Below are 18,991 nucleotides of genomic sequence, written 5' to 3' on the forward strand. Positions count from 1 at the left end.
CTTCAAAAGGTTGTGTGCGCCTCGCTAACAATGTGAACAATGTCTGCTTCATGATCCACCGGCTCCTGCGCTCCTGCCTCTCTGCTCCATTCAAGGTGCAGCAGAAACTCGATATTTCCTTCCCCGCCGGTAATCGGTGAAAAGGACATCCCGCGCATCCGAAAGCCCAACGTCTCACTAAATCCAATCATTCTGCGCAATACTTCTTCATGTACGCGCGGCTCCCGTACAACTCCATGCTTGCCCACCTGCTCCCGTCCGGCTTCAAACTGCGGTTTTACGAGCGCAAGCACGCTCGCACCGTCCGCTAAAAAATTGGTTAAGACGGGGAGTATCAGACGCAGCGAAATAAACGAAACATCAATAGTCGCAAAGCGCACACGCTCGCCTTCCCATTCCTCTGCTTTCAAATGGCGGAAGTTCGTTCGTTCCATCACAATAACCCGTTCATCCTGACGCAGCGACCAATCCAATTGACCATATCCTACATCAATGGCATACACCAATCTCGCCCCATGCTGCAGCGCACAATCCGTAAATCCGCCGGTGGACGCACCGATATCCATCACGACCGCATCCGTAAGATCAATCGCAAATTCTCGAATCGCCTTTTCAAGCTTCAAACCACCACGGCTTACATACGGATGGACCTGCCCTTTTACCGTGATAGGCTTGTCTGTCTCTACCTTCATCCCGGCTTTATCGCAGCGTTCCTGTCCCACGAAGACAAGGCCTGCCATAACGGCAGCCCTCGCTTTTTCCCGGCTTGGAAAATATCCTTCCTGTACCAGGCGCACATCAATTCTCTCTTTTTTACTCATCGTCTACGCTCGCTGCCTCCTTGCCGGCCACAGGGAACGGACTTTCTCAGCCACATGTTCAGGTGTTAAGCCAACTTCTGCCCGCTGCTCTTTTACACTTCCATGCTCTATATAATAATCGGGAATTCCCATCAGTTCGACTACCGTATTGTGGTAACCTGCCTGCGCATAGCACTCAAGCACCGCACTGCCAAAGCCGCCCTGCACACAGCCTTCTTCAAGCGTAATGATCGTATAGCCTTCGCTCGCCAACGAGAAGAGCAGCTCTTCATCAAGCGGTTTAGCAAAACGTGCATTCACTACCATCGGATTAATTCCTTCTGCTGCCAGCACATCGGCCGCTTTCTGCGCCGTCGGAACCATATTACCAAAGGCAAGCACAGCTACATGCGCGCCCGGACACAGGATTTCCGCCTTGCCGATAGGAAGAACACTGAGTTCAGTGTCCATCTCTACACCTTCGCCATTACCGCGCGGATAACGTACCGCAATCGGTCCATCCTCATAGTGAAGGGCTGTATACATCATATGCTGCAGTTCATTTTCATCCTTTGGCATCATGATCGTCATATTCGGCAAACTGCGCATATAAGCGATATCAAATACCCCTTGATGCGTTTCACCATCAGCACCAACTAATCCGGCACGGTCAATCGCAAACGTTACATTCAAGTTCTGGCGGCATACATCGTGCACAAGCTGATCATAACCGCGCTGCAAAAATGTGGAGTATACGGCAAACACCGGTTTTAGACCTTGTGTCGCAATACCGGCTGCCATTGTTGTGGCATGCTGTTCGGCAATCCCCACATCGAAGAAACGCTCCGGATATTTTTTCGCAAACGAAGATAGCCCCGTGCCGCCTGGCATTGCCGCTGTAATCGCCACAATACGCGGATCGGTTTGAGCCAGCCTGTCCAGCGTTCGTGCAAAAATGCTCGTATAGCTTGGCGGACCTTCCGTTTTTACTACTTCGCCATTCTCAATCTTATACGTACCAACCCCATGGAATACATCCGAATCATTTTCAGCCGGGCGGTAGCCTTTTCCTTTTTTTGTAATCACATGAACAAGTACTGGACCTTTCGTATGAGCTGCCTGTCGCAGCGTCTCCATAAGCATCGGCAAATCATGTCCATCTACCGGTCCCAAATACGTAAAGCCCAACTCTTCGAACAATATTCCTGATACCATTAAATATTTTAGCCCGTCTTTGAGACGTTCTGCCAGCTTGGCCATTGTTCCGCCAACTGCCGGTACTTTTTTCAGTAAATATTCTACTTCTTCCTTCACCCGTTTATATCCATCGTTTGTACGCAGCTTGCCCAGATAGCTATGCAGAGCACCAACATTCGGAGCAATTGACATCTCATTATCATTCAAGATCACTGTCACATCACGCTTCTCATGCCCCATATGGTTCATTGCCTCAAGCGCCATCCCGCCTGTCAGCGCGCCGTCACCAATAACTGCGACAACCTTGCTCTTCTCTCGCTTCAAATCGCGCGCGATCGCCATCCCCATCGCCGCAGAAAGAGACGTACTGCTGTGGCCCGTCTCCCACACATCGTGTTCGCTTTCGCTGCATTTCGGGTAGCCGCATAGCCCTTTATACTGGCGCAGCGTATGGAAACGATCCATACGTCCGGTCAGCATCTTATGTACATATGCTTGATGTCCGACATCCCATACGAATTTATCTTTTGGGCTGTCAAAAACATAATGCAGCGCCAATGTCAGTTCTACCACACCAAGATTAGGCGCCAGATGCCCACCTGTCACAGATAGGTTCTTAATAAGAAATTCACGGATCTCTTCCGCTAATGTATTCAATTGCGATGGATGTAATTTTTTCAGGTCTTGAGGGGAGTTAATACCAGATAACAAAGAAAACTCCTCACTTTCAACGTTTCGTTCTATTTTTTCATAAATGGCATTACATATCATACCCGTTTTGTTATGAGTAAATCAACAACATGGTATCACAAACACAGCATAAACACCACTGATCAAAGAGCCAGCGATAAGATACTATGTTATCAGCTATACGAGAAAACAACAAAAAAGTAACAAAAATACCTCTCCTTTTCATACGCCATAGCTGTCGGCTGTGCATGAAAGAGAAGAGGTATGTAATATCTATTAATAATCCCGCTCAATCACAAAGGAAGCAAGCGCACGCAGTATTCGATCATCTGCCAATCGAGCTTCTAAGAGCGCCTGGTTGGCTTCATCCACCAAACGAGTCAGCATCTGACGGGAAGCCTCCATACCAATCAAAACCGGGTATGTCGATTTATGGCTCTTCTCGTCACTGCCTACAGGCTTGCCTATTTTATCTTGGTCTCCTATAACATCCAAAATATCATCTTGAATTTGAAATGCAAGGCCGATATTTGTCGCATAGCGCGTAAGAAGGTTTAGCTGCTGCTCAGTTGCACCCGCAAGAATAGCACCCGCACGTACACAGAATATAAGTAAGTCGGCAGTCTTGTGCTGGTGGATATACTGAAGTTGCTCCAATGTAAGCTGAACGTTCTCTCCTTCCATATCCGCACACTGACCGCCCACCATTCCTCGTGCTCCCGCATAGGAAGCGAGCTCACGCACAACTTGTACTACGCGAGAAGCGGGAATGTCTGCGGCTTCTGCCTCACAAACAATCTCAAACGCATACGTCAGCAGCGCATCGCCGGCAAGAATCGCTATCGCTTCCCCGTATACTTTATGATTTGTCGGCTTGCCACGGCGAAAATCATCATTATCCATTGCAGGAAGATCATCATGGATAAGTGAATACGTATGAATCATTTCTACAGCACAGCCTACAGAAATCCCGGATTCAATTGGCTTGCCCATCGCTTCAAGCGTTGCAAGTACAAACACAGGACGAAGGCGTTTGCCCCCGGCAAGCAACGAGTAGGCCATCGCCTCGCGCAGCGTTTCTGGAATATCTGTCTGATCTACATATGCAGCTAGGCGTTCTGCAATGACTTCCGCTCTTGTATGAATATATTCTTTTATCTGCATATCACTCACTCGCCGTCTTCCTCCAATTGAAACGCAATGCGGGTTTGTTCGCCCTCCTGCTCAAGCAGCATCTCAATCTTCTGTTCAACATCAGTCAATTTGCGGCTGCATAGCTTAGATAGCTCCATTCCATTCTGAAACAACTCAATCGCCTTCTCCAACGGTACATCGCCCGCTTCTAGCTGCCCTACAACATCTTCTAGCTGCTTCATCGCTTCTTCAAATGGTATTTCTGCCTTTTTCTTACTCATTAGTCTCCCCCTTTTGCGTCTCCTCTATCCGGCATACCAACGTACCATCCGCCAACCGAACAGACACTTGCTCGCCTTCTGCGGCCTGCTCTACTGTTGTCACCAACTTTTCGCCTTCTGACGTTTCCTTGAAAACGAGAGAATAGCCGCGCCGCATGACTTTTAGCGGACTAAGCGCATCCAACTTGTCTATATAACGATCAAGGCGACCGCTCTTCTCTCGAAGAAGAGCCCCCATTGAGCGCTGAAGACGCTGTTTACGATCATCTACGCGATCATTGGCACGTTGTACGGCGATGGACGGGTTGTGCTGTAGTAAATGTCGGTGCATCTCTCTCCATTGAGCCTGTTTCTGTATATGATAGTGTTCTCCTGCCCGCATAAGACGCTGTGTAAGCCGATCAAGTTCTTGCTCGTACTGCATAATATGGCGTTCCGGCTGACGCAGCACATAAGAACGCTGCATCCTCTCCAATCTCTCGCGCAGCCTGCGCACTTGATGGCGAAGCGAAGTAGACAAGCGGCCATTCAGCGCATCAATATGCCGTCCGATCTCTAGCATATGCGGAACCGCGATCTCTGCCGCCGCTGTAGGAGTAGCAGCACGAACATCGGCGACAAAGTCAGCAATTGTAAAGTCTGTCTCATGTCCCACAGCCGAAATTATCGGGATGCGTGAATGATACATGCTCCGCGCAACCGTCTCTTCGTTAAATGCCCACAGCTCTTCGATGGAGCCACCACCCCGTCCGACAATCAAGACATCTATATCCGAGAGCTCGTTCATTCGCTTAATGGCATCACAAATGGATGGCGCAGCATGCTCTCCCTGAACCGATACAGGATGGAGCAGAATATCAGCGGCCGGGTACCTGCGGCGAATGGTTGTAATAATATCTCGAACGGCTGCTCCGGTCGGTGAGGTAATCACACCAATACGGGAGGGATACGAAGGAATAGGCTTTTTCCACTGTTCAGCAAATAACCCTTCTTCTTCAAGCTTTGCTTTTAATTGTTCAAAAGCCATATACAGACTGCCGATTCCATCGGGCTGCATCTCTTTGGCATACAGTTGGTATTGTCCATCCCGCTCATACACAGAAACAGAACCTCGGATAAGCACCCGGGTTCCGTTTTTGGGAATAAATTTGAGGTACCGGTTATACCCGGCAAACATCACGCCTTTGATTTTGGATTCTTCATCCTTGACCGTAAAATACATATGCCCGCGCGAATGGTGCACAAAGTTAGACAACTCTCCTCGTACCCACACATCCTGCAGTACTTCGTCAAAATCGAACGCATCCTTAATGTAGCGCGTAAGGTGTTTTACTGAAAAAACTTGCCGGGTATCCTGCACAGCTCTCTTCCTTCCCTCGCTCTATTGCTTTTGTGCGACGCGCGCTGCCTTTTTCGCCGCCTCTACTGTATTCTTCATCAGCATCGTAATCGTCATGGGTCCTACACCGCGCGGCACAGGTGTCAGATAACTCGCTACTTCTTTAACAGAATCAAAGTGAACGTCGCCAACGAGCTTGCCTGCCGCATTGCGGTTAACTCCGACATCAATTACAACGGCACCGATCTTCACATGTTCAGCACCAATCATCTCTGCACGGCCTACAGCTACAACAAGAATATCTGCCTGGCGCGTGATAGATGGGAGATCTTGTGTCCGGGAATGAGCGATCGTGACCGTCGCATTTTCCTGTAATAATAACATAGCCACCGGCTTTCCTACAATATTGCTGCGCCCGATAACAACCGCATGCTTGCCTGCAATATCCTGGCCGGAACGCTTAATTAATTCAATAATGCCATGTGGTGTGCATGGAAGATAGCATTCGTTCCCGATCAGCATGTTGCCTACGTTAATCGGTGTAAAACCGTCTACGTCTTTCTCAGGACTGATCGCATCAATTACCGCCGTCTCAGAAATATGCTTCGGCAGCGGAAGCTGTACAAGAATGCCATGAATGTTCGGGTTCTGATTGTACCCTTCCACTAGTTGGAGCAATTCTTCCTGTGAAATCGAAGCGTCATGACGTACTACTTCAGAATAGATGCCGATCTCCTGACACGCTTTTTCTTTTCCTTTGACATAGGAATGAGAAGCAGGATCATCACCAATCAGGATGACAGCAAGCCCTGGATGAATTCCCTGCTCCTTTAACTGAACAACCTCTTCTTTTAACGCTGCGCGAATTTCTTCTGCTACTTCAGTACCCACGATAATATGTGCTGACATACATATCCTCCGTTCAAATGGAAATGTTGAGAAAGTTCAAGCTCTCCTCTTCCCTTTCAGTGTAGCGAATCAAACGGAAGAATGCAAAGACAAATTACGAAATATATTTCAATTTATAGCGTTTAATGTTCGTTTTTTAACCAATGTTATGCTGTAATAAACCAATACGCGCCACACCAAATGCATTATCTCCGGCATAAGCCGGATCGGCAAAATACAAACGAGCGCCTACTGCACGATGAGTCAACCGCTTCATAAGTCGATTCTTAATATATGAATTGGCTGAGACGCCGCCAACAATTAGGATATCTTTTGCATACCCGTTCTCAACAGCCGTGCGCAGTACCTTCTCCAGCGTCGCTGCCACACATTTCTCCGCTGCCCGGGCAATCTGTGCCGCAGGAACCTTCTGTTCCACGGCGCGCAGCAAAGCTGCTTCGGGTCCAGAAAAGCTGAATGTATATGCAAAGACCGATGATGGAACAGAGAAATCAGCATCATCGGCTCCTTTTGCCAACTCTTCGAGATACGGCCCGGCTGGAAACGGAAGACCCAGCGCCACACCAACGCGGTCAATAAGCTGCCCTGCATGTAAATCTTGCGTGCCACCAATGCACTCAATTGCATACCCACCGTTTTGCTTTGTGCAGTCTAGCAATTCACTCGTACCACCGGATAGATGCACGGCAAGAAACCGACCTGCACTAAGCGGAGCCGGCAATGTATATTCACCCGCAGCAATATGACCTTCCTGATGAGACGTGTAATAAAGTGGCACATCAAAGAAATAAGCCATCATCTCCGCTGCCATCTGTCCTGCTAAAAACACCGGCATATAGCTGCCTGCCGCAGGACGCGGTGTACGACTCACCGCAATCGCTATGATGCGGTGTTCCCCTTTTGCCATGTTTCGAGCCAGCTCCGGAAGACGCTTTACATGTTGAAATAACGCTTCCGATTGCTTAAGCCCTCGCTCCCCTTCCTTAACAGTCAAAAGCTGCTTGGCTTCAGCAATGATCTGCCCGGATGTATCAACGAGGCAAAGCGATGTCCGATAATTGCTCGTGTCGATACCAAGTACCGCATTCATGGGTTATACCCCTTGCTGATCGTTTTTTTGCAGGTCTTTTACCAGGCTTGATAGCACACCGTTGATGAATTTCGGCGAGTCATCCGTTCCATACATTTTAGCCAGTTCAACCGCTTCGTTCAGCGTTACCTTTATCGGAATGTCCTTACGATACATCATCTCATAACCAGCCAGACGTAAAATAGCACGGTCCACATTCGCTAAGCGTCCCATTGTCCAACCACGTAAATATTGGCTTACGGCTTGGTCAATTTCAGACTGATGAGCTGCCGTTCCTTCCACCAACTCAGTCAAGAACTCGAGGTTTCTCTCCTCATTTACCTGCTCATCCTCTTCTTCAAGCATGTTAGCAAGCACTTCCTTTGGCTCGGCCTGCGTCATATCAATAGAAAATAATACTTGTACCGCTTTCTCGCGGGATTGATGTCGGTTCATTCGTTACCACCTTTATCGTTGTCCATATTTACTAGTTTTGCCTGCGCAAAAAGTAACCATTCCTTGAGTTTATCAAAACCTTACTTCCTTGGAAATACTTTGACGGTACCATTTTACTGCAAAAAGCGCCAAATCCCTAATCATGAGATTTGACGCTTTCATAGTATGCTACATCCATAACACTTCTAGCGTTTGGTAAACTTTCCAGGAAGAATCCGATCAAGCACTTCTCCTACATCTTCTTCGTTGTCGAATTTACGACCAATATAAAAACCGGTCGCTACGAACACCGCAAACACAATCGTTTTGAGAAAGCCTACCCACAGAAAGAGCAGACCGAAGATAAAGCCTGCCGCAAGACCAAATGCTTTGCCCCGGTTCTCTAAAATCAATTGCCAGAACATGTGCATCCCTCTATTCTACCCGCCGGACACGTGCGCCGCCTCCGGGCTGAGCCACTTCAGACACAAGCACCGTCACCTCGGCAATCGAAAGTCCTGCAATCGTCTCGACGCGTTCTTTGATTACTTGCTGCACTTGCTCTACAAGGCCGGGAATCGGCGTCTCTCCGTCCACTGTAACTTTCACATGGATTGATGTCTTATTTTCTTCTGCACGGACACGCGCCTTCAGATCCCGTATACCTCGAATACGACGTGCAGCCGTGCAGGCTATACTCTCGATCGTATCAAGCGTAATCCGTACATCCCCGTATTCGGTCTGACTGTGTACAGAAACTCCTGCACGTCCCTTCTCTGCGCGAACGCGCATTCCGGTAAACAAAAACTTCAAACTGATAAGAAAGAAAATAGCGGCACAAGCGAAATACATAAGACCCACCTGAGACGATGTGTATATCTCTTCGATTGCGTTTGTGATGTAGGTCGACGAGATCAAATTCAGGCTCGTTGCCATAACAAATAACGAGATGACTACCAATGCTAGACTGTATAACGTAAGAATAAAACGATCAAATAAATTCACAGACGCCCTCCTACCAGCGAAACGAAAGACGGCTTCGCTTTACCGAACTCGGTGAACCTCTTCACTGCTGACGGATACTTTCTTTTCTTTTTCCTGCTTCAGTATCACATCGACGATATGTACATTTACATGTGCAACCGTCAACCCTGTCATGTTCTCAATCGACTCACGCACGTTTTCCTGTACTTTGTACGCTACATCAGGAATCTGCTGCCCATACTCTACTATAATATAAAGATCGATGGTTGCTTCCTTATCCTTAATGTCCACCCGTACACCGCGGCTGTTCTTGCGTCCGAGACGCTCTACAAAATCACTTACAATCCCGCTGCTCAATTCGATAACGCCCGTTACTTCAGAACTCGCCATATGGGCGATCACTTCAATAACCTCAGGAGCAATTTCGATTTTTCCTAACTCAAGCTGTGAGAATTCTATTCCATTATCCAATATAAAACACCTCCTCCAAAGTGCGCTTCCTTGCTTATTATAGCAAACGAAAGGAAAAGAATACAATTTGCGCCTTTGAAGAAGGTGTCGGTTTTAGCAATTATTCTTCAATTTTCAAGTCATACGTCTCTAAAAACTTCGTATTAAATGTTCCTTCTACGAATACTTCATGATCGAGCAGCTTCAGATGGAACGGAACGGTCGTATGCACACCTTCAATAACCATCTCAGAGAGCGCACGCTTCATGCGCTGAATCGCTTCTGTGCGGTCTTTACCCCAGACGATGAGCTTCGCCACCATCGAGTCATAGAACGGCGAAATCTGGTAGCCCTGGTACACAGCGCTATCCACACGTACGCCAAATCCGCCCGGCGGCAGATAGAACTGAATGGTACCTGGAGACGGCATGAATTTCTTAGCCGGATTCTCCGCATTGATGCGGCACTCAATGGCCCACCCGTCAATCTCTACATCTTCCTGCTTAAAGGACAGCGGATAATCTGCCGCTACCATAATTTGTTCTTTAATTAAATCGATTCCTGTAATAAGTTCGGTTACCGGATGCTCTACCTGAATGCGGGTATTCATTTCCATAAAGTAGAAGCGTCCGTCTTTATCAAGCAGGAATTCCACTGTACCCGCTCCATGGTAGTTTACAGCTTTGGCTGCTGCTACCGCTGCGCTTCCCATCTGCTGTCGCGTATCTTCATCAAGCGCAGGCGATGGAGCTTCTTCTACAAGCTTCTGATGGCGACGCTGAATGGAGCAATCGCGCTCGCCTAAGTGACATACATTACCATGCTTATCGGCAATGATTTGGATTTCGATATGACGGGTATCTTCAAGATATTTCTCAAGATATACGCCTGGATTGCCAAATGCATTCTTCGCTTCCTGCTGTGCCTGACGCACAGAGGAAACCAGTTCTTCTTGAGAACGCGCAACGCGCATACCTTTTCCACCGCCGCCCGCTGTTGCTTTAATAATAACAGGGTAGCCTGCGTCTTCAGCAATGCGAATCGCTTCATCAATGTCTTCAATCAGACCTTCTGTACCAGGAACAATCGGGACACCCGCGTTTTTCATTGTTTCGCGCGCGACATTCTTATCCCCCATCTTTATGATGGCCTGCGGTTCAGGTCCGATAAATGTAATATTGCAAGCGGAGCAAATTTCTGCAAAATCTGCGTTCTCCGCCAAAAATCCGTATCCTGGATGGATGGCATCTACTCCTGCCTTAGTGGCCACACTCATCAAGTTCGTCATATTCAAGTAGCTGTCTTTGGATGCAGTCGGCCCAATGCAGTATGCTTCATCGGCCAGACGTACATGCAATGCATCTTTATCCGCTACGGAATAGACGGCAACAGTCTGGATGCCTAGCTCATGGCAAGCGCGGATGACACGGACGGCAATCTCTCCACGGTTTGCAATCAGTACCTTTTTAAACATAGAATCCTCCCTACTCCGCCTTCACAAGGAAGAGAGGTTGTCCGTACTCTACTAGCTGTCCGTCTTCAACTAGTACTTTTACAATCTCGCCGGTTACTTCAGCTTCGATCTCGTTAAACAGCTTCATCGCCTCGACAATACATACGACAGTATCTCCTTTGATTTTGTCGCCTGCCTGTACGAATGGAGCAGCTCCCGGTTCAGCTGACTTGTAGAATGTACCAACCATTGGAGAGGTAATCTTGTGCAGTCCTGCTTCATCCACTGCTTCAGCAGCTACCGGTTCGGCTTTTGGTGCTGCCTGCGGTGCCGGTTCGGCTTTTGGCGCTGCCTGCGGTGCTGCTTGTTGTACCACAGGTGCTGGTGCCGCCTGAGGAACTTGTACTGTCTCTACAACCGGTTGGGAAACGTTTACAACATTTCCTTTTTTGATGCTAACTTTTGTACCGTCTTCCTCAATCTTAAACTCGGTAATAGCTGATTGGTCTACAAGCTTGATGATCTCTCTGATTTCATGGATTTTTAACATGCTTCGTCCACTCCTAACTTATTTATGGTCTATGTAGTAAAGCATCATCATGTATTATAACACAAAGTAAGCTGTTTAGTACTAGTCATGTACTGAATTATTTATGAATTCGAACACCATTTTATAATATATACAGCAAAAAAAGAAGAGGAACGGAGCCCCCGCCCCTCCCTCTTTCCTCACATTGTTTACGGTTTGTAGCTGACTACGATATTATTTCCCGGCACCTTCATATGCTGCTTCACAAGCCCAATAATTTCTACCACTTTATCTCGCTTTAAAGCTTCTGCCTGAACGACTACGCGCACCACGTCATCCTTGGCAATAACCACAACATCTTTATAATTGCCAAGTGATTTTACAAGCTCTTCTACCTGAGTTTGGTTGTCCTTTAGTGCGGCCAATTCCTCATATTTCTTCTTCGCTTCTGCAATGGCCGCAGGCTTCGCTTCGCTGTTGGTCATCACTTCCATAAAGCGGCCCATCTCTTGTTCTTGCTGGGCATCCCGCTGCATCTTATATCCGATGAAGTAATCATCAGATGGAGTCGTTACCGGCACACCTTCCGGCTGCTGTGCGATCTGCTTTGTCTCTACGCTGATGCCTTTATTGTCCGGCACTAATGCTTTGGGTACCGAAGCCGTATCGCTCATATTTCCTGTTGTCACAGGCACCTGTTCTGCAGGCCCCTGCACTAAATAATACGCCGACAGCACAACCAGGACGGCAAGCATGGACAATAACCAAACCGTTTGCTTTTTCAATACCATACGTACTCAGCCTCCTTAAGCTTTTTTGGGCAGAATTGAAATTTTATAGGAAGGGACAGCAAGTACTTTTTGTACCGCCTCCAATATCCACGCTTTAACCTGAAGATTCCCAGCTCCGGCTGCCACGACGACAACACCGCGAACTTTCGGTTTGACGGTTTTCATGACAACGGGTCGGTCTCCTCCTCCGTCTTTTGTGATCACGACCTGCTCCTGCATCGATTCACTGCTGATGTCACGAGTGGCACCTTTATCCGCTTCACGTGTTGTCTGCGTCTGTCTATTGGTATTTTTCTCAACAACGATTTCTTCCGTTGATTCAAGATTAACCATCACGGAAACCTCGCCTACACCCGTAATGGTCTGCAGTACATCCTTCAGCTTTTTCTCATACATTTTTTCATACTCTTCCATGGTGTATGATTCTTGCTTCTTCTGGGCAAATACCGCCTGTTCACCCTCCGCTTGCGACGGAGTGGGTGTAGCATGCGGCAACTGTTCTTCTAGATTGTAAAAGGAGCTAAACAGCATCATAGCTACACCCAGCGCACCTGCGATAATCAACCATTGCATAGCGCCCATCTTTTTGCTCCCGCCCTCTTTCTTGCTCATCCACTACCCTCCTCTCTTGCGCCCAACCACGTTACACGAACGGTATCCTGCGGCACATCCCACATACCGGCGATCGTTTCAGCAATGTTTCTTTCCATTCGGCTCTGTTCTGCAAGCGCTTCGACAGATGCCTCGCTTTGGGTTGAAGGTGGTGTTGTATCTTTTTGTTTCGTGAGTGCGATCTCTATTTGAACCGGCTCCATCGGCTCGACTGCCACGCGCTCGCTGCTCTGCCCCTTCGCCTCTGCATCCGTCTTTTTCTGTGCTAGTACAACTTCAATCCCTACGATTGGCTGCTTGGCCGTTTGATCTTGTGCATGCACTTTTACTTGAACGTTCTCTACCTTTACTCCATAATTTGCTTCGACTTGTTTTTTAATAAGCTCGCTGATTTGCGTTTGAACATAGCGTCTAGCCTCTGCATCATTTTGTTCAGCAAGTCTTTTGGCTAACGACTCTACGCGTGCAAAATCAGGATTCGACTCCTTTGTCACCTTGTCTCCTGCAGAAAAGGTAAGCTGTGCAAGCGAGATATCTTTGCGGAACAAATCAAGTACAGGCGAGAGAAGAGCAAGCAGAATGAGAAGACCCATCACCAGTTTGACGTACTTGCTGTATGCCCCGTTTGGCAGAAGCAGATCAAGGAAGGTGGCCAAAAGCACAAGCAAAATGATTTTCTTCAACCAGAGAATCAGCATAGCCATCATGGCGCATCCCTCCTTTACCGCATCATGACTGAAACGTTGGCGGCCGATATGACAATGGTGATCGCCAGAAAAAACATCAAGCTTACCGTAGCCAACGCCGCAAAGATATACAGCAGGTTTTTGCCGATGATGCTAAGACAGGAGAGGATCGGACTGTTGCCAAGCGGCTGCATAACGGCAGAAGATAGATTGTAGATAAAGGCCAGAATAAGAATCTTGAGCGCCGGAAATGCGACTAAAAAAAGTAAAATGATGACACCAATCATTCCGACAGCATTCTTAACAAGGAGTGAGGCTCCCACTACTGTCTCAGCCGCATCCGCAAATACCCTACCTACTACAGGAACAAAGTTGCCTGCAATGTATTTGGCCGTGCGGATTGCTACACCATCGGCTACCGCTGCCGTTGCCCCCTGCAGGGACAGCACCGCAAGAAAGATGGTGAGAAAACTCCCCATCAATCCCAGACTTATCGTACGCAATAGCTTGGCAAGCCGGGTGAGCTGATATTTTACAGAGAACGAACTGACAATGCTTAGGAGCGCGGACAAAAATAATAAAGGAAATACAATGGTTGAAATCAGCATGCCGCTCGTATTAACTAAAAAGATGACCATCGGATGAAACAACGCCGCAGAGGTGATGCCTCCGGTTGATGCGAGAAGCGCCAGCACAAGCGGCATCAGCGCCAGCATAAATCCCACCATATCGCTAATGGCCCCTTGGGCAAAATCAATGGCAATGCGAAAACTATTCACCGCCAAAATAATAAGCACCAAGTACGAAATTGCATAAGCAACCGTGCTGACCGTATTTTTTTCAAAGGCAGTCTGCATCGTCTCAAGCACCATAGCGAATACGGTAATGATGAGGATGGCGCCCAGCAATTTGCCATTAATGAGCAATTCATGGAAGAGAAAAGCACCAAGCCCTTTGGCAACGCCCGAGAGGCTGAGCGCCTTCTCTCCGGTTACCATCTCGAACAAACTTTGCCCTTCACTCTCAGGCAAATAGCCTCCGTACTTATCCAAAACCTTCTGCCAGAATGCCTCAATATCTTTTGTATCAAGCCGCTCAAGCTGCTCCTGCACAATCGTATCCTTAGGCGTCGAGGGGGCTGTGGTAGGCTCAGCGGCGCTTACTGGGTACCAGGCGATTAGCAGAAGCCAGAATGCTCCGATGCAGACAAGAAGCTGTGATCGTTTCTGTTTCATCATTTCCCCAACCTTTTCTATGACGGAAGTAGCTGTACAATCGTTTCGACGATAACAGACAGAATGGGTATAGCCAGTACCATGATTAGGATTTTGCCGGCCAGCTCAATCTTCGATGCGATCGCCCCTTGTCCCGCATCCCTTGTCACCTGCGCTCCAAACTCGGCAATATAGGCGATGCCGATGATTTTTAAGATCGTATCAAGGTAGACGATATTGACATTGGCCTGCATCGCTATGCCCTCAAGCACGCGGATGACATCTGAAATCTTACCGATTAGAAACAAAAAGATCATAACGCCGGTAACCGTCGCCAGCACGAATGCAAACATCGGCTTCTGCTCTTTGACAACCAGACTCAGTACCGTGGCAACAATCCCAAGTCCTACAATCTGAATAATATCCATGCCAAGGTCCCCTTACTGAAACAGGAAAACCCGTTTAATTTCCTGAAACAAATCATTAATAAAAGATGCCACCATAAACAAAACGATGATAAATCCGACTAACGTGACCCACTGCGCCCAATCGTCTTTTCCCGATTGCTTGAGCACGGTATGAATCATAGCGACAATAATGCCGATGCCGGCAATCTGAAAAATCGCATTCACATCATACCCCATCTCTTCCACCCCTCAATAAAGTAGGATAACGAGCAACACTCCACTCAGCACCCCCAGACTGCGGCACATCTTCTCATAGCGCTGCTGATTCTCCCTGGCGTTTATCTCTTCGTGTTCAAGGTTCGTGCAGGCAAGCCGGATATGCTTACGCTGATCTTCTCTGTCGCTTTGTCCGAGCACGAGCCCCAATTGAAGCACGATATCTTTTTCCGGGTTTTTCAGTGCGGTTCTGGGCCAGACCTGATAAACGGCGCGCCGCCAGCAATCATTGGCTGTCCATTCCGACTCCTTGGCAAATAGCTCTGCCGCCTGTGCAAATAGCCGTGCACCTGACCCTGTTAGTCTTTGAGCGATTGAGGCAAGCGCTTCAGGAAGCGGACGCGCTCCATACGTAATCTCCGTCTCCAGCAGAGCAAGCCCGGTACGAAGCTGTCGAATTTGCAATGGACGATGCGCAAGATATCCGCCCAACTGCATGCCGATCAGCGTACCTGCAAGAATGATCAGGAAAGCGCCTACTAACTTGAACATCCTCTCACCTCCGGCACTCGGCAAAATGCTCATCATATATGCAAGACACTGTCCCTACACGAGGTTTGCGGCTGAGAACAAGATAACGCTCGAATACACCTGACTGTAGAATGCGTGATAGCGTAGGTCTGCGCATGATGTCCTTCAGTCCGCTTCCGTGCACACTTGTAATGACGGTAATACCGGCATGAATCGCTTCTTCAAGCGCATAGCCGTCCTCTGCCCTGCCGATCTCGTCTGTAATCAGAACATCCGGTGACATAGAGCGAATCATCATCATCATTCCTTCTGCCTTCGGACATGCATCAAGCACATCGGTGCGCATTCCGACATCTTTTTGCGGAATCCCCCCTACACATCCGGCAATTTCCGAGCGTTCGTCTACAATTGATACCTTACGCGCAGCAAGCGCTTTGGAGCCTTCGCTAATCTGGCGGGCAAGATCACGGAGCAGCGTGGTTTTTCCCCCTTGGGGCGGAGAGATAATCAATGTGCTCTTCAACTTATCTCCCTGTGTAAGAAGGGGAAGCACTTGATCGGCGGCCCCTCTTCGCTCCCTGGCTATCCGGATATTGAAACTGGTAACGTCCCGGATCAGCTTCACACGGCCATCTTCAAGCACTACCTTACCTGAGATGCCTACCCGGTGACCGCCCTCAATCGTAATATATCCGCGCCGCATCTCCTCCTCCATCATGTAGAGAGAATGATGGCTGAGACGACTTAGAAGCTGTCCGCCCTCTTCTCTTGTGAATAACAGCGCATCGTTCGTCTGCATGATGTCTCTCTCGCCGACAAACCAAGATGCACCATCCCCCACACATTCAATAGGTCGGCCAATACGCAGTCGAATCTCCTCTACTTTTTCTAACTTGCGCGATTCGAGGTTTTTAAGCTTGGCACGCAGGCTGTCGGGCAGCATACGAAGAATATCCTCTATCACCTAACTCTCCCCTTTGTCCCACTGTACTTATCACATTCATATGGGAAGCCTGGCCACTTTATGCCTATCTTACAAAAGGGAAGTATATTATAGGAGTCACGGCATACGGATGCTGCGAGTTCCATTTGGGGCAAACTACAGAAGAGATGATCGGCACATGTACATATATGAAAAGGAGCAGTCGATATGCCACACTTAAACATACAGAACACGCCTTTGTATTATGAAGAAAAGGGAAGAGGTATGCCCGTTGTATTTATTCACGGCATGGGGCTTTCTCATGTGAATTGGCACGGACAGGTCCATTATTTCTCTAAAAACTTTCGTACAATCTGTTATGATATGCGCGGGCATGGACGCAGCGGTATAACTGCAATCAAGCGCCCGGAAGAGTATCTGCCAACACTAAGCCAGGATCTCAAACACCTGCTCGATCATCTTATGATCAAAAAAGCACACTTTATTGCATATTCCACCGGCACATTGGTATTGCTGCAGTTTCTCAGCGACCATCAGGACATGTGCGAGCGCGCAGTGCTCACAGGGGCGTTTCCCCGGCTGGGAAACCCCTATATGTATGCCAAAGTAGGCATGTCATACCTGCTTACGTTATTGAACGCGTCAGAATACGAGGCGCGCGGCGTCGCCCGCTCAAATGGAGCAAATGAAAAAGAGATCGCTTTATTTACAGACGAAGCGCTGAAAGTGCGACGCTCAGAAGCCCTCTTATTGTTGCGCACCTTATTTTCCTTTGATCTGACAGCGTTCCTGCCTCAAATTACTGTGCCTACGCTTCTGCTGTATGGCGGCAACGAACGCCATATGATGAAGTATCGACATATCATGCTGACGTCAATGCCCCGTGCAGAAGTATGTTTGGTCCCAAAGACTTCGCATGCCTGCCCAACAAAGGCGTGTGATGTCTTCAATGCACTGGTAGAAGATTTTTTAGAGGCGAGGTGACGGGGGATGTATGCGGATGAGAGTTCAAAACCGTCTGGGCGTATATTGTTTGCTTTAAGCCTTGTGCCGCTCATTATGGTATTGGGCAATTCCATGATTATCCCTATACTCCCTATGCTTGCTAACGAATATGATTTGAGTTCACTGCAGACCGGGCTTTTGATCACGCTATTCTCTGTACCTGCTGGTGCGATGATTCCTGTTGCGGGGTTCTTGTCAGACCGCTTTGGACGCAAGAAGATCATCCTATGGGCTCTCGTATTATATGGAACAGGTGGATTGATTGCGGGGGCGGCCGGACTGCTTCTCCCATCCCCGTATACTTGGGTTGTGGTAGGAAGAATCGTCCAAGGCGTTGGCGCAGCCGGCACAGCGCCGATTGCTATGGCATTAATTGCTGACTTATATCCGCCGGCACACCGGAGCAGAGCGCTTGGCGTTATTGAATCCGCCAACGCATTTGGTAAGGTAGTAAGCCCGATTCTTGGCGCATTGCTTGCACTCCTTGCATGGTATGCGTTATTTTTCGCCTTTCCGCTTTTCATTGTACCGGCCATCTGGGTGATTGCACGCTGGGTAGAGGATACGGAAACCGGAGCAGCGCCCTCCTTTACGAAATATAAGCGCGATATTGCGCTTGTATTTCGTAGACATGGGCATTGGCTTGGGATCGGTTTTATGCTCGGAGCCATCCAGATGTTTTTTTTATTTGGAATGTTATTCTACCTTGCAGAAGCTTTGGATCAAATTCCTTCTTTTTCAGGTGTAGCACGCGGTTTTCTTCTGGCTTTTCCGCTCTTATCATTAATCCTTACGTCCATCTGGTGCGGACGGGCGATTGAGTGTCGTGCCGAGCGCATTAAATTATTTATTATTGGAGGAACAGCAATCACCGCAGCAATCACCGCTATTCTTCCCTTCGTTTCAAAGCCAGCTACGCTTATTGGCCTTTTATTTTTTGGAGGTATTGGCACAGGATTGGTTCTCCCCAGCCTGAATACACTTATCACTTCCGCTGTCGGTAAAGCCGAGAGAGGAATGATCACCTCGCTTTACAGCAGCGTACGTTTTCTCGGCATTGCGGCAGGACCTGCTGTGTTTGGGTCACTGCTCACACGTCCCTTCGTGCTTTTTTGGGGAACATGCGGAGCGTGTCTTCTCCTTGTACTGCTTACCATCCGCTTTCTTCAACGTCCAGGCCCAATCAAAAGCAAAAATGGTCACGTTCGTCTTTTATTTACACTTCCCTCTACCGAACCAAAAGACCCGTGATAAAAGTTTTACTAAAGAAGGAAAATCTTGTTGAATTTTGCCTCTGCTCCCTTCCATAATAGAAG

The 18,991-nt window shown here is 48.2% G+C and carries 23 protein-coding genes; 2 read left to right on the plus strand and 21 right to left on the minus strand.

Annotation, left to right across the window (positions count from 1 at the left end):
- Window positions 1–2: 2 nt before the first annotated feature.
- The 21 genes from AB3351_RS10590 to spoIIIAA form a co-directional block, all read right to left on the minus strand.
- A complete protein-coding gene (locus AB3351_RS10590; RefSeq protein ID WP_371147105.1) occupies window positions 3–821 on the minus strand; it encodes a TlyA family RNA methyltransferase in 819 nt (272 codons plus the stop codon).
- 3 nt (window positions 822–824) lie between these two features.
- Window positions 825–2,768: a 1-deoxy-D-xylulose-5-phosphate synthase gene (dxs, locus tag AB3351_RS10595; protein WP_371147106.1), complete on the minus strand. Its 1,944-nt coding sequence runs from the start codon at window positions 2,766–2,768 to the stop codon at window positions 825–827.
- A 195-nt stretch (window positions 2,769–2,963) separates the two neighbouring features.
- A complete protein-coding gene (locus AB3351_RS10600) occupies window positions 2,964–3,851 on the minus strand; it encodes a polyprenyl synthetase family protein (RefSeq protein WP_371147168.1) in 888 nt (295 codons plus the stop codon).
- A 5-nt stretch (window positions 3,852–3,856) separates the two neighbouring features.
- A complete protein-coding gene (gene xseB, locus AB3351_RS10605; protein WP_371147107.1) occupies window positions 3,857–4,102 on the minus strand; it encodes an exodeoxyribonuclease VII small subunit in 246 nt (81 codons plus the stop codon).
- The gene (gene xseA, locus AB3351_RS10610) at window positions 4,095–5,462 is read right to left on the minus strand and encodes an exodeoxyribonuclease VII large subunit (RefSeq protein ID WP_371147108.1); all 1,368 of its coding nucleotides are present in this window, start codon (window positions 5,460–5,462) and stop codon (window positions 4,095–4,097) included. Before xseA ends, xseB begins: the two co-directional genes overlap by 8 nt.
- 21 nt (window positions 5,463–5,483) lie before the next feature.
- The gene (gene folD / locus AB3351_RS10615) at window positions 5,484–6,350 is read right to left on the minus strand and encodes a bifunctional methylenetetrahydrofolate dehydrogenase/methenyltetrahydrofolate cyclohydrolase FolD (protein ID WP_371147109.1); all 867 of its coding nucleotides are present in this window, start codon (window positions 6,348–6,350) and stop codon (window positions 5,484–5,486) included.
- A gap of 136 nt (window positions 6,351–6,486) precedes the next feature.
- Complete coding sequence (locus tag AB3351_RS10620) at window positions 6,487–7,440, minus strand: Kae1-like domain-containing protein (protein ID WP_371147110.1); 954 nt, start codon at window positions 7,438–7,440, stop codon at window positions 6,487–6,489.
- A gap of 3 nt (window positions 7,441–7,443) precedes the next feature.
- Window positions 7,444–7,875 carry a transcription antitermination factor NusB gene (gene nusB, locus AB3351_RS10625; RefSeq protein WP_371147111.1) on the minus strand — a complete coding sequence of 144 codons (432 nt, stop codon included), beginning with the start codon at window positions 7,873–7,875 and terminating at the stop codon, window positions 7,444–7,446.
- A gap of 185 nt (window positions 7,876–8,060) precedes the next feature.
- Complete coding sequence (locus AB3351_RS10630) at window positions 8,061–8,279, minus strand: DUF2273 domain-containing protein (protein WP_371147112.1); 219 nt, start codon at window positions 8,277–8,279, stop codon at window positions 8,061–8,063.
- A 10-nt stretch (window positions 8,280–8,289) separates the two neighbouring features.
- The gene (gene amaP, locus AB3351_RS10635; RefSeq protein WP_371147113.1) at window positions 8,290–8,859 is read right to left on the minus strand and encodes an alkaline shock response membrane anchor protein AmaP; all 570 of its coding nucleotides are present in this window, start codon (window positions 8,857–8,859) and stop codon (window positions 8,290–8,292) included.
- A 39-nt stretch (window positions 8,860–8,898) separates the two neighbouring features.
- Window positions 8,899–9,309 (minus strand): Asp23/Gls24 family envelope stress response protein, encoded by a 411-nt coding sequence (locus tag AB3351_RS10640; RefSeq protein WP_371147114.1) that lies wholly within the window; start codon window positions 9,307–9,309, stop codon window positions 8,899–8,901.
- Window positions 9,310–9,409: 100 nt separating this feature from the next.
- On the minus strand, window positions 9,410–10,762 hold the full coding sequence (gene accC, locus AB3351_RS10645) for an acetyl-CoA carboxylase biotin carboxylase subunit (RefSeq protein WP_371147115.1): 1,353 nt from the start codon (window positions 10,760–10,762) through the stop codon (window positions 9,410–9,412).
- Window positions 10,763–10,772: 10 nt separating this feature from the next.
- Window positions 10,773–11,291 (minus strand): acetyl-CoA carboxylase biotin carboxyl carrier protein, encoded by a 519-nt coding sequence (accB, locus tag AB3351_RS10650; protein WP_371147116.1) that lies wholly within the window; start codon window positions 11,289–11,291, stop codon window positions 10,773–10,775.
- 188 nt (window positions 11,292–11,479) lie between these two features.
- A complete protein-coding gene (locus AB3351_RS10655) occupies window positions 11,480–12,061 on the minus strand; it encodes a SpoIIIAH-like family protein (RefSeq protein WP_371147117.1) in 582 nt (193 codons plus the stop codon).
- A 15-nt stretch (window positions 12,062–12,076) separates the two neighbouring features.
- Complete coding sequence (gene spoIIIAG, locus AB3351_RS10660) at window positions 12,077–12,673, minus strand: stage III sporulation protein AG (protein ID WP_371147118.1); 597 nt, start codon at window positions 12,671–12,673, stop codon at window positions 12,077–12,079.
- Window positions 12,670–13,380 (minus strand): stage III sporulation protein AF, encoded by a 711-nt coding sequence (gene spoIIIAF / locus AB3351_RS10665; RefSeq protein ID WP_371147119.1) that lies wholly within the window; start codon window positions 13,378–13,380, stop codon window positions 12,670–12,672. The genes spoIIIAG and spoIIIAF overlap by 4 nt, the downstream gene beginning before the upstream one ends.
- Before the next feature lie 14 nt (window positions 13,381–13,394).
- The gene (gene spoIIIAE / locus AB3351_RS10670) at window positions 13,395–14,597 is read right to left on the minus strand and encodes a stage III sporulation protein AE (RefSeq protein ID WP_371147120.1); all 1,203 of its coding nucleotides are present in this window, start codon (window positions 14,595–14,597) and stop codon (window positions 13,395–13,397) included.
- A gap of 14 nt (window positions 14,598–14,611) precedes the next feature.
- The gene (spoIIIAD, locus tag AB3351_RS10675; RefSeq protein ID WP_371147121.1) at window positions 14,612–15,001 is read right to left on the minus strand and encodes a stage III sporulation protein AD; all 390 of its coding nucleotides are present in this window, start codon (window positions 14,999–15,001) and stop codon (window positions 14,612–14,614) included.
- Between the two features lie 12 nt (window positions 15,002–15,013).
- A complete protein-coding gene (gene spoIIIAC, locus AB3351_RS10680) occupies window positions 15,014–15,217 on the minus strand; it encodes a stage III sporulation protein AC (RefSeq protein WP_371147122.1) in 204 nt (67 codons plus the stop codon).
- A gap of 12 nt (window positions 15,218–15,229) precedes the next feature.
- Entirely contained in the window at window positions 15,230–15,748 is a 519-nt protein-coding gene (spoIIIAB, locus tag AB3351_RS10685; protein ID WP_371147123.1) for a stage III sporulation protein SpoIIIAB, read from the minus strand.
- A 4-nt stretch (window positions 15,749–15,752) separates the two neighbouring features.
- Complete coding sequence (gene spoIIIAA / locus AB3351_RS10690) at window positions 15,753–16,688, minus strand: stage III sporulation protein AA (protein WP_371147169.1); 936 nt, start codon at window positions 16,686–16,688, stop codon at window positions 15,753–15,755.
- Window positions 16,689–16,877: 189 nt separating this feature from the next.
- On the opposite strand from spoIIIAA, the gene AB3351_RS10695 reads away from it, so the two are divergent.
- On the plus strand, window positions 16,878–17,654 hold the full coding sequence (locus AB3351_RS10695; RefSeq protein WP_371147124.1) for an alpha/beta fold hydrolase: 777 nt from the start codon (window positions 16,878–16,880) through the stop codon (window positions 17,652–17,654).
- A 6-nt stretch (window positions 17,655–17,660) separates the two neighbouring features.
- A complete protein-coding gene (locus tag AB3351_RS10700) occupies window positions 17,661–18,926 on the plus strand; it encodes an MFS transporter (protein WP_371147125.1) in 1,266 nt (421 codons plus the stop codon).
- Window positions 18,927–18,991: the final 65 nt, after the last annotated feature.

Source organism: Aneurinibacillus sp. REN35, assembly GCF_041379945.2.
Taxonomy (GTDB): domain Bacteria; phylum Bacillota; class Bacilli; order Aneurinibacillales; family Aneurinibacillaceae; genus Aneurinibacillus.

Excerpts from the sequence above, each read along its gene's own strand:
- AB3351_RS10590 (WP_371147105.1), bottom strand. The coding sequence starts at position 821 with ATGAGTAAAAAAGAGAGAATTGATGTGCGCCTGGTACAGGAAGGATAT.
- dxs (WP_371147106.1), bottom strand. The coding sequence starts at position 2,768 with ATGATATGTAATGCCATTTATGAAAAAATAGAACGAAACGTTGAAAGT.
- AB3351_RS10600 (WP_371147168.1), bottom strand. The coding sequence starts at position 3,851 with ATGCAGATAAAAGAATATATTCATACAAGAGCGGAAGTCATTGCAGAA.
- xseB (WP_371147107.1), bottom strand. The coding sequence starts at position 4,102 with ATGAGTAAGAAAAAGGCAGAAATACCATTTGAAGAAGCGATGAAGCAG.
- folD (WP_371147109.1), bottom strand. The coding sequence starts at position 6,350 with ATGTCAGCACATATTATCGTGGGTACTGAAGTAGCAGAAGAAATTCGC.
- AB3351_RS10620 (WP_371147110.1), bottom strand. The coding sequence starts at position 7,440 with ATGAATGCGGTACTTGGTATCGACACGAGCAATTATCGGACATCGCTT.
- nusB (WP_371147111.1), bottom strand. The coding sequence starts at position 7,875 with ATGAACCGACATCAATCCCGCGAGAAAGCGGTACAAGTATTATTTTCT.
- AB3351_RS10630 (WP_371147112.1), bottom strand. The coding sequence starts at position 8,279 with ATGTTCTGGCAATTGATTTTAGAGAACCGGGGCAAAGCATTTGGTCTT.
- accC (WP_371147115.1), bottom strand. The coding sequence starts at position 10,762 with ATGTTTAAAAAGGTACTGATTGCAAACCGTGGAGAGATTGCCGTCCGT.
- accB (WP_371147116.1), bottom strand. The coding sequence starts at position 11,291 with ATGTTAAAAATCCATGAAATCAGAGAGATCATCAAGCTTGTAGACCAA.
- AB3351_RS10655 (WP_371147117.1), bottom strand. The coding sequence starts at position 12,061 with ATGGTATTGAAAAAGCAAACGGTTTGGTTATTGTCCATGCTTGCCGTC.
- spoIIIAG (WP_371147118.1), bottom strand. The coding sequence starts at position 12,673 with ATGAGCAAGAAAGAGGGCGGGAGCAAAAAGATGGGCGCTATGCAATGG.
- spoIIIAF (WP_371147119.1), bottom strand. The coding sequence starts at position 13,380 with ATGATGGCTATGCTGATTCTCTGGTTGAAGAAAATCATTTTGCTTGTG.
- spoIIIAE (WP_371147120.1), bottom strand. The coding sequence starts at position 14,597 with ATGATGAAACAGAAACGATCACAGCTTCTTGTCTGCATCGGAGCATTC.
- spoIIIAD (WP_371147121.1), bottom strand. The coding sequence starts at position 15,001 with ATGGATATTATTCAGATTGTAGGACTTGGGATTGTTGCCACGGTACTG.
- spoIIIAC (WP_371147122.1), bottom strand. The coding sequence starts at position 15,217 with ATGGGGTATGATGTGAATGCGATTTTTCAGATTGCCGGCATCGGCATT.
- spoIIIAB (WP_371147123.1), bottom strand. The coding sequence starts at position 15,748 with ATGTTCAAGTTAGTAGGCGCTTTCCTGATCATTCTTGCAGGTACGCTG.
- AB3351_RS10695 (WP_371147124.1), top strand. The coding sequence starts at position 16,878 with ATGCCACACTTAAACATACAGAACACGCCTTTGTATTATGAAGAAAAG.
- AB3351_RS10700 (WP_371147125.1), top strand. The coding sequence starts at position 17,661 with ATGTATGCGGATGAGAGTTCAAAACCGTCTGGGCGTATATTGTTTGCT.